Below are 15739 nucleotides of genomic sequence, written 5' to 3' on the forward strand. Positions count from 1 at the left end.
CTCCGGGGCTTTCGTCGTTTTGCGTCAGGTGTCGTCAGCTAGGTCCGCGTCCGCATCCGCATCATGAAGCTGTCGAAGCTGAGTTCTGCCACCTGCATCCAGGCGAGCGAATCGGCGCGGTAAGCCGTCAGGCTCGCGTACATCTTGCCGAAATGCGGATTGGTCTTGGCGAGATCGGCGTAGATCTCGTTGGCCGCGCCGTAGCAGGCTTCCAGCACCTCCTGCGGGAACGGCTTGAGGATCGCGCCGGCCGCGAGCAGCCGCTTGAGTGCGGGCGGATTGACCGAATCGTATTTGCCCGTCACCCAAGTGAAGGTATCGAGCGAGGCCGCCGAAATCGCCGCCTGATAATGTTTCGGCAGCGCATTCCATTTGTCGAGATTCATGATGTTGTGGCCCTGGCCGGTGCCCTCCCACCAGCCTGGATAGTAGTAGTACTTCGCGACCTTCACGAAGCCGAGCTTCTCGTCGTCGTAGGGGCCGACCCATTCGGCCGCATCGATCGTGCCCTTCTCCAGCGCAGGATAGATGTCGCCGGCCGCGATCTGCTGCGGCACGCCGCCGAGCTTCGCGATGATGGTGCCGGCGAATCCGCCGACCCTGAATTTCAGGCCCTTGAGATCGTCGATGGTCTTGATCTCCTTGCGGAACCAGCCGCCCATCTGGGCGCCTGTCGAGCCCGTGGGAATTCCGATCGCATTATTCTCCTTCAGCAGATTGTTGAGCAGATCCTGACCGCCGTTCCACAACAGCCAGGAAATGTGCTGGCGCGTGTTGAGTCCGAACGGCAGCGACGTGCCGAAGGTGAATGCCGGGTTCTTGCCCCAATAGTAATAGAGCGCGGTGTTGCCCATCTCGACGGTGCCGTTCGAGACGGCGTCGAGCACCTGCAGGCCCGGCACGATCTCGCCGGCGGCAAAGGGCTGGATCTGGAAACGATTGTCGGTGATCTCGGCGACGCGTTTGCAGAAATATTCGCAGCCGCCATAGAGCGTATCCAGTGATTTCGGCCAGCTCGCCGTCAGCCGCCATTTCACCTCAGGCATCGACTGCGCGATGGCAGGCGCGGCAACGGCACTCGCGGCCAGGCCCAATCCGCCGGCCGTCAGGAATTTACGACGTTCCATGCATTTCCCTCCCTGTAATGCCGAGTCCTCGACGAGGGATCGCGATCTTGTCGTCGCTTTGTCTTCGCCGGTGGCCGACGTTTTTTGGCGTCCGAAATTCTGTATTCCCGGATAGGGGGGCAGGATGACCAAAGGGGCATCGCAAAGCAAGCGCACTTTGGTTGTGCTTGCGGTGCCGCCGATCAATGCTGCGCTGCGAACGCACTCTCCATGGCCTTGCGGGTTTTCACCGTCTCGTCGCCGGCGTCGAACTCGACATCGCTCCAGCGCACCACCGCGCCGTGCGCGATGTCATGCTTCAGCTTCACGCGGTGTGCGAGGCCGATCGGCAGCGCGCCGGCCCTGAGGCTCGCGGACGCCGGTACCAGCTTGCCCCACACGGTGTAGCCGCCTTCGCCGTCCAGCATCTCGCCTGCGCGCAGATTGCGCTTGGCGACCGCCGCGACATCGCCGCGGAAGCCGTAGGGCTGGCCGGTCGGCTCGCCGCGCAGCGTGGCCGACAGCACCGAGATGTTCAGCTCGAGCCCGATCAGATGATAGGGCTTGTACATCGCGGCATAGCGTCCGCTGCCGTCGGTCTTCAGGCCATATTGCCTGAAGCAGTCGGCGGCGTAGTCGTTCGGCGCTTCCAGCACGACATAGACGCCCCAGCGCAGATCCCGAAACACCGGCCGTCCGTCGCGTTCGAGCGAGGAGACGACCTCGACCACGCCGGGCCGCTCCAGCACGCCGCCATGCGAACGCGGCCGCATGATATGCGGCAGATCGTCGACCCCGCAGGGCGGAAACAGCAGGCCGTCCGCGGGCACGTCGAGCGCGCAGGCATTGGCGATCGCCGCCATCTCGATCGCGGATTTGGTGCCGTCGAGGAAGGAGTTGAACATCTGCGGATTCATGCCGGCCGACTGTGCCTCGCCCGCGGTGAGGCCGTAATGCTGCCAGACGCCATCAGGTGTGACGTCGTGATAGGCCGGCAGATATTTCGTGCCCTTGCCGGCGGCGACGACGCGGAAGCCGGTGGCGCGGGCCCAGTCGACCATTTCGGCGGTCAGGGCCGGCTGGTCGCCATAGGCGAGCGAATAGACCACGCCCGCCTTGCGCGCCTCCTCCGCGAGCAGCGGACCTGCCAGCACGTCGGCTTCGACATTCACCATCACGATATGCTTGCCCGCCGCGATCGCGGCGCGCGCATGCCTGATGCCGACGGCGGGATTTCCGGTCGCCTCCACCACCACGTCCATCGCGCCGCCGGCAATGGCGTGTGCGCCGTCATCGGTGAAGACGGTCGCGGCGATCCGCTCCGCGCTCCAGCCGACGGTGCGGCAGGCCTCGCGGGCGCGGTCGCGGTCGATGTCCACGATGACAGGCACCTCCAGTCCGGGCGTGTGCGGCACCTGCGCCAGAAACATCGAGCCGAACTTGCCGGCGCCGATCAGCGCGACACGGACAGGCTTGCCGGCGGACGCGCGGGCCTGGAGGAGGCGGAAGAGGTTCATGGAATTGTCCTAGGATGATCGTGTCCCGGACGCGCTGCAACGCGTAGCGTTGCTGCGCAGAGCCGGGACCCAGAGAAACTATCCGTGTGGCATGGGCCCCGGCTCTGCAGCGCATCACTTCGTGCTGCGCTGCGTCCGGGGCACCAGACCTTACTCCGCCGCCTGCCGCGGTGCACGGGCAAGCCGCAGCAGCGCATCGTCGTCCACCGTCCTGATCGGCGAGAAATCGCGGTGCGCGATGTACTCCGGCCGCGTGGGGGTGCGGATGTAGTTCGAGACCGCGTTCAGCGTCAGGTACACGATCTTGCGCGGGTAGGGCGTGATGTTTCCGGCCGAGCCGTGCACCAGATTGCCGTGGAACATCAGCATGCCGCCGGGCTTTCCGGTTGGCGCCACGATGCCGCCCTGCGCAACCAGCCGCGTCACGGTGGCCTCGTCCAGCGTCCACAGCGGATAGGAGGTGGTAGCGAGATCGTGTGAGGCCTCGAGATCGCCGGCGTTCTGGCTGCGCGGCACCAGCATCAGGGGGCCGTTGATCGGCATGACTTCGTCGAGGAAGATCGCGATGTTCATCGCGCGCGGCTCCGGCATGCCGTCGTCGCGTTTCCAGGTGCCGTAATCCTGGTGCCACTGCCAGACGTCGCCGGTGAAGGCCGATTTCGCGTTGATCTTGAATTGATGCATGTAGACCGGCTCGCCGAACAGCTGCTCGACCGGGTCGATCATGCGCGGATGGGCGCCCAGCAGGCCGAACGCCTCGTTGTAGAGATGTGCGGCAAACGCCGTGCGCGGCGCGCCGCTCTTCTCGCGCCAGACTTCGGGCCGGTTGGCGTCGTAGATTCCGACCGCCTCGCGCGCGAGGAAATCGACCTCTTCCGGACTGAACAGCTCGGGCAGGAACAGCCAGCCCTCGCGGTGGAAGAACTCCAATTGCTCCTGAGACAGTCTCATGGGTCGTCCTCCTGTTTTGTCTTTGTTGTCGTATTTTCTCTGCGGTCATGGCCGGGCTTGACCCGGCCATCCACGTCTTTCGTTCCACGTCCAGGAAGAACGTGGTTGCCCGGGACAAGCCCGGGCATGACGGCGACGGAGATCGTGGGGTTACGCCGCCGCCTCGTCCGTCGCCCTCAATCTCTCCTCTGTCATCCGTCCCGCCGTCTGCGCATGCGCCAGCGCGGCGGCTTCGGCCGCCTTCACGTCGCCCGCGAGAATGTGTCCGGCAATCGTCGCATGCTCCGCCCAGGCGCTGCCGCGATAGTCGAGCTCCGACAGCACCGTCGCCATCGAGCGCCGCATATGCGGCCATTGCGGCGCGATGGTTTCCTCGATCGCGGGATTTCCGGCGAGCTGATAGATCGCGCGGTGAAAATCGACGTCGAGCACGATCAGCTCTGCGAGTGTGGTGTTGCGGTCGATGCGGCGGCCCGCGGCGAGTGCCGCCTCCAGCCGCGCGCGGCCGGCTGCGTCGTATCCCGCGCGTGCAGCCGCGAGCCGGGCGGCGAGCGCGTCGATCGCGCCGCGGACCTCGTAGAGTTGGCGGATGCGCGCGGGATCGAGCTGGGTGACCTCGAAGCCGCGCTTGCCGCTCTCGGCGACCAGACCCTGGCGGTGAAGCAGATGCAGCGCATGCGAGACAGGCTGGCGCGATACGCCGAGCTTGTCGGCCAGCTCGTTCTGCCGGATGCGCTGGCCGGGCTGAAGCGTGCGATCGGAGATCGCCTCCAGGATCCGGGCATAGACCTGGTCGATCAGGTTCGGGAGCGGGTCGAGGGGGATCACGCTGGCTCCTGCGAGAGAATACGGAATTCCGTATTCACGGTATTGCAGGAGGGAGAAGGGCGTCAAGGCAGTCGGTTTTAGCTCTGATAAGTCGTTGATTTCATTGGCCTGGTCTACTGTGCATGGGGTTGTTTTCGCGAAAAAGGTCTGGGAGGGAGGGCCTACTCCGCCAGAAACACGTTCACTCGCTCGCCGAATTCCAGCGGGGCCTGCTCGAACATCCAGTGCCCGGCGTTCGGAATCACCGCCGTCTTGCTGCCCGTGATGTGCTCGGCCAGCACGCGCCACATCACCGACAGGCTGCCGGTGGTGGCGCCGCCGCCGATCAGCAGCGTCGGGGTACGGATCGCCTGCGCGTCCGCGAGCGTGTAGGGCCGGCGCTGCTCGTTGATCTGGCCGAGCAACGTCAGCGCGTTGTCGCGCAGTTGCTGCTTGGCCGCCGCGGGCACGCGCCGCCACGCGCCGTCGCCCTCGATGCCCTCGTAGAAATTCTGCAGCGCGCCCTCGATGTCGCCGGCGCGGATCATCTCGACCGATCGCGCGGTGCGCGCCGCCAGCGGCGGATGCGAGGGCGTGCCGTCCGGCACCGGCAGGGATGCATCGAGATCGCCGCCCGGCTCGGCCAGCACCAGCTTCCGCACCAGATCCGGCCGGGCCTGCGCCACGCGAAACGCGATGTGCCCGCCGCGCGAATGCCCCATCAGGTCGACCGGTCCGGGTTCGACCTGCTCGCTGAAGGCGATCACGTCGGAGACGTGCTGCGCCATCTTGTAGTCGTCGCCGACGGCGTCCCAATGCTCCGGAAAGAAATGCCGCAGGCTGACCGAGATCACGCGATGGCGCTTCGACAGCGGGCCGAGCACCGAATACCAGGTGCGGAAGTCGCCGAGCGTGCCGTGCACGCAGACCAGCGGATGGCCGTCGCCGACTTCGAGATAGGCCATGTCGTAATCGTTGACGCGAAAGCTCTGCATGATCAGCTCGCCAGAAAATCCAGGACGACTTCGGAGTACTTCTGCGGCGCCTGCTCGAACATCGGATGCGTCGCGTTCGGGATGGTCGCCGTCTTGGAGTAAGGCACATGGGCTGCGAGCGCATGCAGCACCTTCGGCAGCAGGCCCTTGGTCCGCGCCCCCAGGATGAACAGCGTCGGCATCCTGATCGCCTCCGCATCCGCCTTCGAGAACGGCGGGCGGTTGTCGCGGACCTGGCCGATCAGAGTATAGGCATTGTCGCGCAAATTCTGCTTCACCAGCGCCGGCAGCCGCGGCCAGGTGCCGGCGCCTTCCAGCGTGTCGACGAACACGGCGAGGCCGCCGTCGACGTCGCCGGCCGCGATCTTCTCGGCCGAGGCGGTGAAGCGCGCCAGCAAGGGCGAGGGACCGCCGGCATAGTCAGGATCGAGACTCGCGTCGAGCTCACCGCCGGGCTCGGCCAGGATCAGCCGCCGCAGCAGGTCCGGCCGCTGCTGTGCCACGCGGAAGCAGATGTGGCCGCCGCGGGAATGACCCATCAGGTCGACCGGGCCGAGGTCGAGCTTCTCGATGAAGGCGATGACGTCGCTGACATGCTGGGCGATCGAGTAGGTATCGCCCATGCCGTCCCATTGTGCCGGGAAGAAGTGCCGCAAGCTCGGAACGATCATCCGGTGCCGCTGCGACAGCGGCCCGAGCACGCAGCCCCAGACGCGGAAGTCGTTGAGCGAGCCGTGCACGCAGACCAGTGGCGGCCGGCCGCTGTCTTCGCCCACGTCGAGATAGGGCATGTCGTAACCGTTGACGTGGAGGCTTTGCATTCGGGACTCGCGAGGCGGGCGGAACTCCTGTGCAAGATTCCCGGAAACCGGGTGGATCGCAACTATTTCCAAGCCTAGATTTAACCCGAGATCACATTGGGGGCATGCGCGGCAACGCAAGCTCAGGAACCAGGCCATGACCGACCAGCATTTTGCCCTGTTCGACACCAGGATCGGCCTTTGCGCCATCGCCTGGGGCCCGCGCGGCATCAACGGCACGCAATTGCCGATGGGCGGCGAGCAGAAGATCCGCACCCGCATCAGCCAGCGTCATGCTGACGCCGTCGAGGCCGAGCCGACCACCGAAGTGCGACAGGCGATCGACCGCATCGTCAAGCTGCTCGCGGGCGAGCCCGACGACCTCGCCGATATCGAGCTCGATCTCGACGGCGTGCCCGCGTTCAACCGCGGCGTCTACGAGATCGCCCGCGCGATCCCGCCCGGCAAGACCATCACCTATGGCGACATCGCCAAGCAACTCGGCGGCGTCCAGCTGTCGCGCGACGTCGGCCAGGCGCTCGGCCACAATCCTTGCCCGATCGTGGTGCCGTGCCACCGCGTGCTCGCCGCCGGCAACAAGCCAGGCGGCTTCTCGGCCAATGGCGGCGTGGTCACGAAGCTGAAGATGCTGGAAATCGAAGGCGCGCTGGTGAACCACACGCCGAGCCTGTTTGATTGAGGCGGCTTGCGCCGGCTTCGTAGGGTGGATTAGCCGAAGGCGTAATCCACCTCTTCTCGTGCTGCGACAAAAGTGGTGGATTACGCTTCGCTAATCCACCCTACGGACCTCTCCTAGATCTTCGCCGCCGTCTTCGGCCAGTACTTGTCGCGCAGATGCCGCTTCACCAGCTTGCCCGTGGGCGTGCGCGGCAGCTCAGGCTCGAAATCGATCGAGCGCGGGCACTTGATCGCCGACAGCCGCGTCTTGCAGTAGGCGATCAAATCGGCCTCGAGCGCCTTGCCGGCACGAGCCATGTCGTGTGGCTGCACCACCGCCTTCACCTCTTCGCCCATCTCCTCGTTCGGCACGCCGAACACGGCGACATCGGCGACCTCGGGGTGGGTGATCAGCACGTCCTCGGTCTCCTGCGGGTAGATGTTCACGCCGCCGGAGATGATCATGTAGGACTTGCGGTCGGTCAGGAACAGGAAGCCATCCTTGTCGAGATAGCCGACATCGCCGAGCGTGGACCAGCCCTTGGCGTTGTAGGCCTTCTTCGTCTTCTCGGGGTCGTTGTGATAGGTGAAGGCGGGTGCGTCGGCGAAATAGACCGTGCCGATCTCGCCGGCAGGCTGCTCCTCGTCGTTCTCGTCCAGGATCTTGATCTTGCCGACCACGGCGCGGCCGACGCTGCCGCGATGCTCCAGCCATTGCTGCGAGTTGCAGACGGTGACGCCGTTGCCTTCCGAGCCTGCGTAATACTCGATCAGGATCGGTCCCCACCATTCGATCATCTTGGCCTTGACGTCGACCGGACAGGGGGCGGCGGCATGGATCGCGCCCCTGAGCGTGGAGACGTTGTAACTGTTGCGGACCTCGTCCGGCAGCTTCAGCATGCGCACGAACATGGTCGGCACGAGCTGTGATTGCGTGACCTTGTACTTTTCGACCAGCTTCAGGAACTCTTCTGCGTCGAAGTGCTCCATGATGATCGACGTGCCGCCGAGCACGATCGCCATCATGTTGAAGCGCAAGGGAGCCGCGTGATAGAGCGGCGCCGGCGAGAGATAAATGCTGTCGGCGTTCATGCCGCACATGTCGGCGCAGAGCACGCGCAGGAAGGCGTTCGGCGCGTCGATGGCGTTGCCCTCGAACGTCTTCTTGATGCCCTTCGGGCGGCCGGTCGTGCCCGACGAATACAGCATGTCGTAGCCGGCGACCTCGTCGGCGATCGGCGTGGTCGGTTGCGCGGCGGCTTCCTTGTCGTAGGAGCGGAAGCCGGACAGCGGATCGTCCATCATGTAGAACAGCGGCTCGCCGGCGGCGCCCTTGACGAGATCCTTGATCTGATCGGCGCATTTCGGCGTGGTGATCACGATTTTGGCGCCGCAATCGGCGATGATGTAGTCGATCTCGTCCTGCTTCAGATAGCGGCTGATCGCGGTGTAATAGAGTCCGCTGCGCTGCGCGGCCCAGCACAGCTCCATGAAGGCGAGGCGATTCTCCATCAGCAGCGCGATGTGGTCACCGGCCTTGAGGCCGAGCGAGCGGAACAGCTGCGCGCCCTGGTTCGAGAGCTCGTCGAGCTCGCGATAGGTGATCGCCTTGCCGGTCCCGGCCATCCGGTAGGCGATCTTGTCGGGCGTGGTGCGGGCGTGGATGGAGGGGTGGGTCATGGCGTTTCCTCAAACGCGAATGGCGAGCAGCGAATGGCGAATAGGGAAGGGCAAACCGCTCTTCGCCTACTCACCATTCGCTGCTCGCCATTCACTGCTCGCTTTTGTTGTCTTACAGCCGCTCGACGATCGTGACGTTGGCCATGCCGCCGCCTTCGCACATGGTCTGCAGGCCGTAGCGCTTGCCGCGCTGGTGCAGGGCGTGCACCAGCGTCGTCATCAGCTTGGTGCCGGAGCCGCCGAGCGGATGGCCGAGCGCGATGGCGCCGCCGTTGACGTTGAGGCGGGCCGGATCGGCGCCGGTGGTCTTGAGCCAGCCGGTCGGCACCGAGGCGAAAGCCTCGTTGACCTCGAACAGGTCGATGTCGTCGATCGTCATGCCGGCCTTTTCCAGCGCCTTCTTGGTGGCGTGCAGGGGAGCGTCGAGCATGATGACGGGGTCGCCGCCGGTCATGGTCATGTGGTGGATCCGTGCGAGCGGCTTGACCCCGAGCTGCTTCAGGCCCTTCTCGTTCACCACCATCACGCCGGAAGCGCCGTCGCAGATCTGGCTGGCGCTGGCCGCGGTGAGCTTGCCGTTCTCCGCGATCAGCTTGACGCCCTTGATGCCTTCGAGCGTGGCATCGAAGCGGATGCCTTCGTCGATGTGATGGGTGTCCTTGCTGCCGTCGGCGCGGGTGATCTCGAGCGGCACGATCTCCTTCTTGAAGTGGCCGGCCTGCGTCGCCGCGATCGCGCGCTGATGGCTGTTATAGGAATATTGGTCCAGATCATCCTTCGACAGGCCGTACTTCTCGGCCATCATCTCGGCGCCTGTGAACTGGCTGAACACGATGTTCGGATATCTCGCCTCGATGCCCGGGCTCTTGTAATTGCCGAAGCCGTTCTTGGCCGGAAGCTGTGAGGACAGGCCCATCGGCACGCGCGTCATCGATTCCACGCCGGCGGCGATCACGACGTCCATCGCGCCGGACATCACGGCCTGCGCGGCGAAATGCAGCGCCTGCTGCGAGGAGCCGCACTGGCGGTCGATCGAGGTGCCCGGCACGCTCTCCGGCAGCTTCGAGGCCATGATGGCGTTGCGCGCGACGTTGTTGGACTGCTCGCCGACCTGCATGACGCAGCCCATGATCACGTCCTCGACCATGGCGGGATCGGCCTTGGTGCGGTCGACCAGTTCGTCCAGCACTTTTGCGGCAAGATCGGCCGGATGCCAGCCGGCGAGGCGGCCCCCCTTGCGCCCGCCCGCGGTACGCGCAGCGGCGACGATGTATGCCTCGGCCATGTCGGTCTCTCCCTGAATTGCTCTGAATAGGCTGGTTGTCGCGGCGGATTAAACGGGCGCGACGTGGTTTAGTCAATCGATCAATTAACTCTTGTGATGAGACGCTGCTTGCGCTTATCTGCGCCCTCTCGACGCAGATCTAGGGATTTCCGTGGCTACCAGCGTACCGAACAGGCTCCCGAGCGGAAAAAATTCCACGGCAGAGAAATTGCTCGTGGCCGCGAGCGAGCTGATGATCGAACGCTCCTCGATCGAGATATCGCTGTCCGACATTGCGCAGAAGTCGGGCGCCAATGCCGCGCTGGTCAAATATCATTTCGGCAACAAGGACGGCCTGCTGCTGGCGCTGCTCGCGCGGGACGCGGCGACCGAGATGTCCAATCTCGAATATCTGCTGGCGCAGCCGATCACGGCGACGGCGAAGCTCAAGCTGCATATCGCCGGCATCATCCGGGCCTATCACCGGTTCCCCTACATGAATCGGCTGATCCATTATCTCCTGCACGAGAGCGTCGCCGACTCCGCCGACGAAGTCTCAAAGTTCTTCGTCGCGCCGCTGCTCGACTTTCACCGCCGCCTGCTCGCCGAGGGCGTCAGCCGCGGCGAATTCCGCGCCACCGATCCGGTGCTGTTCTACACCAGCCTGATCGGCGCCTGCGATCACCTGTTCTTCGGCCGGCACGCGATGTCTCGCGCGACCGGCGTCGGCCCGGTCACCGACGACGTCTGCCGGCAATATATCAAGCACATGGAAACGCTGATCTGCGGCGGCATCCTCACGCAAGTCGAGGAAGCTGCCGCGGCCGGGTGATCCGGCCGCGACTCTCAAAGTCTAGAGAAGAAACGTCCAAGGAAAGGTAGCCTGTCATGGAATTGAAAGACGTAGCCGTTCTCATCACCGGCGGCGGTTCGGGTCTCGGTGAAGCCACCGCGCGCGCCATGGCGGCCAAGGGCGCCAGGATCGGCGTCATCGACCAGAACAAGGAGAATGCCGAGAAGGTCGCGGCCGAGGTGAAGGGCGTCGCGCTGCATGCCGACGTCACCAGCGAAGAGCAGATCAAGGCGGCGATCGCCAAGGCGGAAGCTGCCCATGGCGTTGCCCGCGTGCTGATGAACTGCGCCGGCATCGGCGGCTCGCAGCGCATCGTCGGCCGCGACGGCGTCTATCCGCTGGAAAAATTCGCCCGCATCATCAATGTCAATCTGATCGGCACCTTCAACTGCCTGCGGCTGTTCGCCGAGCGGCTCGTCACGATCGAGCCGGTCGGTGAAGAGCGCGGCGTCATCATCAACACGGCCTCGGTTGCCGCTTACGAAGGCCAGATCGGCCAGATCGCCTATTCGGCCTCGAAGGGCGGCGTCGTCGGCCTGACGCTTCCGGCCGCACGCGACCTCGCCAGCCAGAAGATCCGCGTCAACACCATCGCGCCCGGGCTGTTCTTCACGCCGCTGCTGATGGGTCTGAACGAGGAAGCCCGCAAGAGCCTGGGCGCGCAGGTGCCGCATCCCTCGCGCCTCGGCGACGCCAAGGAATACGGCGCACTCGCCGTGCATATCGTCGAGAACGCGATGCTGAACGGCGAGACCATCCGTCTCGACGGCGCCATCCGCATGGCGCCGCGGTAGGGCTCTTCTTCCCTTCTCCCCTTGTGGGAGAAGGTGGCGCGAAGCGCCGGATGAGGGGTCTCTATCCGCGGAGACAGACCCCTCACCCAAGCGAGTTCTTAGCTAGCGATGTGCATGCCCTCTCCCACAGGGGGAGAGGGCGAAGCAATTGACACCGCGCAATCCGCGGTACGCAGGAACGCCACCCATGTCCCAACCGTTGCTGATCGAGCATGACGACGGCGTCGATCGGGTGACGCTCAATCGGCCCGACAGTCTCAACGCTCTCGATCCGGCGCTGATCGACGCGCTTAACGTTTATTTCCAGGGCCTGCAGCGCAACCGCGATACGCGCGTGGTCGTGCTCCGCGGTGCCGGCAAGAATTTCTGCGCAGGCCTTGATCTCAAGGCGGCGATGGCCCGCCGGGCCGGGCAACAGGAGCCGCCCGGCGTCACGGAGTCACTCGATTCGCAGCGGCGTATCGCCGACATCGTGATGCTGATGCGGCGTTGTCCGCAACCCATCATCTCTCTCGTGCAGGGCGCGGCGGCCGGCGGCGGCTTTGCGCTGGCGCTGGCCTCCGACATCCGCATCGCGACGAAATCGGCGCGGATGAACTGCGCCTTCATCAAGCTTGGCCTCGGCGGCTGTGACATCGGCACCAGCTATTTCCTGCCGCGGCTGGTCGGGGTGTCCGTGGCGTCGGAGCTGATCCTCACGGGCCGGTTCATCGGCGCCGAGCGCGCGCTGGCGGTTGGGCTGGTCTCGGAAGTCGTGGACGACGATAATCTCGATGCGGCGGCCGAGCCTTATGTCGACGCGATGATGACGGCTTCGCCCGTGGGCCTGCGTCTCTCCAAGGAATGCCTCAACATGAGCGTCGATGCCGGATCGCTGGAAGCGGTGATCGCCATGGAGGATCGCAACCAGGTCCTGTGCAGCCGCTCCGAGGAATTTTCCGAAGGCATCAGGGCCTTCCTTGAGAAGCGAAAGCCTGTCTATATCAAACGCTGAACGAGAACGATCCGCAAAGGACGATAATTCCGGGAGACGCAAAATGAGTGGAAGCGCGGCGGCCGTGATGACGAAGCCCGCCTTTCGCAAGATCGAGTGGCTGGCGCGCGACATCGACGTCGAACGCCGCGCTGACGGCACGGTGGTGCTGAAGTCGCGCATTCCGCTGCAAGCTTACGAGACGCACATTCCGGCCTCGCTGGCGAAATGGGCGAAGGAAGCGCCGGAGCGCATCTGGCTGGCGCAGCGCAGCGGCGCCAATCGCGAATGGCGCAAGGTGTCCTATGGCGAGGCCAAGCGCACCGTGGATGCGCTGACGCAAGGCCTGCTCAATCTCGGACTCGACGGTCGTCCCGTTGCGATCCTCTCCGGCAATTCGATCGAGCACGCGCTGATGACGCAGGCCGCGATGCAGGCGCGTTCGCCCGCGGCGCCGGTGTCGCCGGCCTATTCCCTGATGAGCCACGATCACGTCAAGCTGAAGTACCTGTTCGATCTGATCAAGCCGGCCGTGGTGATGGTGCAGGACGGCCCGACCTTCGAGAAGGCCCTGAAAGCGATCGATCTCACCGGCGTCACCGTGGTTCACGTCATGCGGCCCTGCGACGGCATCACAAGCGTCAGCTTCGCGGAGCTTGCGGCAACGCCTGTTACTGCCGATGTCGAGGCGTCGATCGCAAAGATCACACCGCAGACCGTCGGCAAGCTGCTGTTCACCTCCGGCTCGACCGGCATGCCCAAGGCCGTCATCAACACACAGGCGATGATGTGCGCCAATGCGGCGATGATGATGCAGGTACGGCCGCGCAATCCCAGCGGTCCGACCACGACCATGCTGGACTGGATGCCGTGGAATCATACGATGGGCGGCAATGCGGCTTTCCATCCGGTGCTGGTCGACGGCGGCACGCTCTATATCGACGACGGCCGGCCGATGCCGGGCCAGTTCGAGGAAACGCTGCGGAACCTGCGCGAGATCTCGCCGACCTATTACGCCAACGTGCCGGCTGGTTACGCGGCGCTTGCGGCTGCGATGGAAAAGGACGACGCGCTATGTCGTTCCTTCTTCAAGAATCTCTCGATCATGGCCTATGGCGGCGCGCGGTTGCCGGATGATCTCTACGACCGCATGCAGGCCCTGGCCGTGAAGACCACCGGCGAGCGCATCGTGTTCTACACCGGCTGGGGTTCGACCGAGACCGCGCCGACCTCGACCGGCACCTATTGGGATACCGAACGCGTCGGGCTGATCGGCCTGCCGTTCCCCGGCGTCGAATTGAAGATGGTGCCATGCGGCTCGAAATACGAGCTGCGGCTGCGCGGCGTCAACGTCACGCCTGGCTATTTCGGCCAGCCGGAACTGACCAGGAAGATGTTCGACGAGGAAGGATTCTACTGCATCGGCGATGCCGGCATCTTCGTCGACGATGCCGATCCGGTGAAGGGGATCATCTTCGCGGGCCGCGTGGTCGAGGATTTCAAGCTCACCACCGGTACGTTCGTGCATGTCGGCTCGCTCCGCACCGATGCGATCGCAGCCGCGACGCCTGTCGTGCATGACGCGCTGGTCGCGGGCCAGGACCGCCCGTTCATCGGCCTGCTGGCCTGGCCCAATTTGCACGCCTGCCGCCAGCTCGTCGGCAACGCCGATCTCAGCTTCGAGGACGCCGTGAGGCATCCCGAGGTGATCGCATGTTTCAGGCGCGGGCTGGAAGCGCATAACCGGGAATGTGAAGGCGCCAGCAGCCGCATCATCGCGCGCGCGATGCTGATGGCCGAGCCGCCCTCGATCGACGGCAACGAGCTCACCGACAAGGGCTACATCAACCAGCGCGCAGGCCTTGAGCGCCGCGTCGCGCTGGTGGAGCGGCTTTATGCAGACAAGCCGGACCAGGATGTGATCGTGCTGCGATGAGTGCGCCAATCTATCACCTCGTCATTCCGGGATGGCCCGAAGGGCCAGGCCCAGAATCCATAACCTCGGCTGGTGCTTATGGATTCCGGGCTCGCCGCTCCGCGGCGCCCCGGAATGACGGCATCAATGAATACAACGAATAAACAAAGGTAGCCCGCCATGAACTTCGACTTCTCCGACGACCAGAAGCAGCTCCGTGATCAGGCGCGCAAATTCCTCGCCGAAAAATGCTCGCCCAAGGCCGTGCGCGTCGTGCTCGACGGCAAGGCGCCCTACGACAAGGAGCTCTGGAAGGGCCTCGCCGAGATGGGCTTTCTCGGCGTTGCGATTCCCGAGGAGTTCGGTGGTGCGGGCGCGGGGCATCTCGAACTCTGCGTCATCGCCGAAGAGATGGGCCGGGCCAATGCGCCGGTGCCCTTCTCCTCGACCGTGTATCTTGCTGCCGAGGCGCTGCTGATCGCGGGCAGCGACGCGCAGAAGAAGAAATGGCTGCCGGCGATTGCCTCGGGCGAGGCGATCGGCACGCTGGCGCTGTTCGAGGGCAAGGGCAATCCGGCGCCGAAGAACGTCAAGCTCGCGGCTGCGAACGGCGTCTTGAACGGGGTCAAGAAGCCGGTCCCCGATGGTGCGATTGCCGATTTCGCGGTGGTCGCAGCGCGGACGGGATCGAGCGGGCGCGACGGCGACGTCTCGCTGTTCCTGGTCGATCTCAAGGGCGCCGGCGTCGCAGTGAAGAGTCTCACCAATCTCGATCCAACCCGTGGACAGGCCGAGATCACCTTTAGCGATTGCAAGGCCGAGCCGCTCGGCGCTGCCAGCGAAGGCTGGAGCACCCTCACCCAGGTGCTCGATCGCGCCGCCGTACTCTGTGCGTTCGAGCAGGTCGGTGGCTCCGACCGCGCGCTGGAAATGGGCCGCGACTACGCGCTCGACCGTATCGCCTTCGGCCGCCAGATCGGTTCGTTCCAGGCGGTCAAGCACATGCTGGCCGACATGTATGTGTCGGCGACGCTGGCGCGCTCCAACAGCTATTACGGCGCCTGGGCGCTCTCGACCAACGCGGCCGAATTGCCGGAAGCCGCCGCCGCCGCCCGCATCAGCGCGACGCAGGCGTTCCAGCATTGCGCCAAGAACAACATTCAGGTTCACGGCGGCATGGGTTTCACCTGGGAATTCGACTGCCACATGTACTATCGCCGCGCCAACGCGATGGCGCTCGGGCTCGGCAGCCTGTCTTATTGGGAAGACCAGTTGATCGAGCGGATGCGGAAGAAGAACGCGGCGTGATGACAGGTGCGTAGGGTGGGTTAGCCGAGCGGCTTGCGCGAAGCGCAAGTCGCTTGGCGTAACCCACCTCTTCTCCCGATGGAAACCAAAGAGGTGGA

At 64.8% G+C, this 15739-nt stretch carries 14 protein-coding genes; 6 read left to right on the forward strand and 8 right to left on the reverse strand.

Annotated features, from left to right (window positions below; genetic code table 11):
- Positions 1-38 precede the first annotated feature (38 nt).
- The 6 genes from CIT40_RS04685 to CIT40_RS04710 all read right to left on the reverse strand — a co-directional run bounded on the left by CIT40_RS04685 (position 39) and on the right by CIT40_RS04710 (position 6197).
- A complete protein-coding gene (locus CIT40_RS04685) occupies positions 39-1127 on the reverse strand; it encodes a TRAP transporter substrate-binding protein (RefSeq protein ID WP_094895945.1) in 1089 nt (362 codons plus the stop codon).
- A 182-nt stretch (positions 1128-1309) separates the two neighbouring features.
- Positions 1310-2623 carry an NAD(P)H-dependent oxidoreductase gene (locus tag CIT40_RS04690; protein WP_094895946.1) on the reverse strand — a complete coding sequence of 438 codons (1314 nt, stop codon included), beginning with the start codon at positions 2621-2623 and terminating at the stop codon, positions 1310-1312.
- 150 nt (positions 2624-2773) lie between these two features.
- Positions 2774-3574, reverse strand: coding sequence for a phytanoyl-CoA dioxygenase family protein (locus tag CIT40_RS04695; protein WP_094895947.1), 801 nt, complete (start codon positions 3572-3574; stop codon positions 2774-2776).
- Positions 3575-3724: 150 nt separating this feature from the next.
- Positions 3725-4402, reverse strand: coding sequence for a GntR family transcriptional regulator (locus CIT40_RS04700; RefSeq protein ID WP_094895948.1), 678 nt, complete (start codon positions 4400-4402; stop codon positions 3725-3727).
- A 161-nt stretch (positions 4403-4563) separates the two neighbouring features.
- A complete protein-coding gene (locus CIT40_RS04705) occupies positions 4564-5376 on the reverse strand; it encodes an alpha/beta hydrolase (protein ID WP_094895949.1) in 813 nt (270 codons plus the stop codon).
- Between the two features lie 2 nt (positions 5377-5378).
- A complete protein-coding gene (locus CIT40_RS04710) occupies positions 5379-6197 on the reverse strand; it encodes an alpha/beta fold hydrolase (RefSeq protein WP_094895950.1) in 819 nt (272 codons plus the stop codon).
- A 136-nt stretch (positions 6198-6333) separates the two neighbouring features.
- Between CIT40_RS04710 and CIT40_RS04715 the strand changes: the two genes are divergently transcribed.
- Positions 6334-6876 carry a methylated-DNA--[protein]-cysteine S-methyltransferase gene (locus CIT40_RS04715; RefSeq protein ID WP_094895951.1) on the forward strand — a complete coding sequence of 181 codons (543 nt, stop codon included), beginning with the start codon at positions 6334-6336 and terminating at the stop codon, positions 6874-6876.
- A 113-nt stretch (positions 6877-6989) separates the two neighbouring features.
- On the opposite strand, the gene CIT40_RS04720 is transcribed toward CIT40_RS04715, so the two are convergent.
- Both CIT40_RS04720 and CIT40_RS04725 read right to left on the reverse strand, forming a co-directional pair.
- Positions 6990-8534, reverse strand: a complete 1545-nt coding sequence (locus CIT40_RS04720; protein WP_094895952.1) for an acyl-CoA synthetase — start codon at positions 8532-8534, stop codon at positions 6990-6992.
- Between the two features lie 112 nt (positions 8535-8646).
- A complete protein-coding gene (locus CIT40_RS04725) occupies positions 8647-9819 on the reverse strand; it encodes an acetyl-CoA C-acetyltransferase (protein WP_094895953.1) in 1173 nt (390 codons plus the stop codon).
- Positions 9820-10027: 208 nt separating this feature from the next.
- On the opposite strand from CIT40_RS04725, the gene CIT40_RS04730 reads away from it, so the two are divergent.
- The 5 genes from CIT40_RS04730 to CIT40_RS04750 all read left to right on the forward strand — a co-directional run bounded on the left by CIT40_RS04730 (position 10028) and on the right by CIT40_RS04750 (position 15641).
- On the forward strand, positions 10028-10630 hold the full coding sequence (locus CIT40_RS04730) for a TetR family transcriptional regulator (RefSeq protein WP_094895954.1): 603 nt from the start codon (positions 10028-10030) through the stop codon (positions 10628-10630).
- Positions 10631-10686: 56 nt separating this feature from the next.
- Positions 10687-11445 carry an SDR family NAD(P)-dependent oxidoreductase gene (locus CIT40_RS04735; RefSeq protein ID WP_028157772.1) on the forward strand — a complete coding sequence of 253 codons (759 nt, stop codon included), beginning with the start codon at positions 10687-10689 and terminating at the stop codon, positions 11443-11445.
- 187 nt (positions 11446-11632) lie between these two features.
- Positions 11633-12439: an enoyl-CoA hydratase/isomerase family protein gene (locus tag CIT40_RS04740; protein WP_094895955.1), complete on the forward strand. Its 807-nt coding sequence runs from the start codon at positions 11633-11635 to the stop codon at positions 12437-12439.
- A 43-nt stretch (positions 12440-12482) separates the two neighbouring features.
- Positions 12483-14354 carry an AMP-binding protein gene (locus tag CIT40_RS04745; RefSeq protein ID WP_094895956.1) on the forward strand — a complete coding sequence of 624 codons (1872 nt, stop codon included), beginning with the start codon at positions 12483-12485 and terminating at the stop codon, positions 14352-14354.
- A gap of 159 nt (positions 14355-14513) precedes the next feature.
- Positions 14514-15641, forward strand: a complete 1128-nt coding sequence (locus CIT40_RS04750; RefSeq protein WP_094895957.1) for an acyl-CoA dehydrogenase family protein — start codon at positions 14514-14516, stop codon at positions 15639-15641.
- Positions 15642-15739: the final 98 nt, after the last annotated feature.

Source organism: Bradyrhizobium amphicarpaeae, assembly GCF_002266435.3.
In the GTDB taxonomy this organism is placed as follows: Bacteria; Pseudomonadota; Alphaproteobacteria; order Rhizobiales; family Xanthobacteraceae; genus Bradyrhizobium; species Bradyrhizobium amphicarpaeae.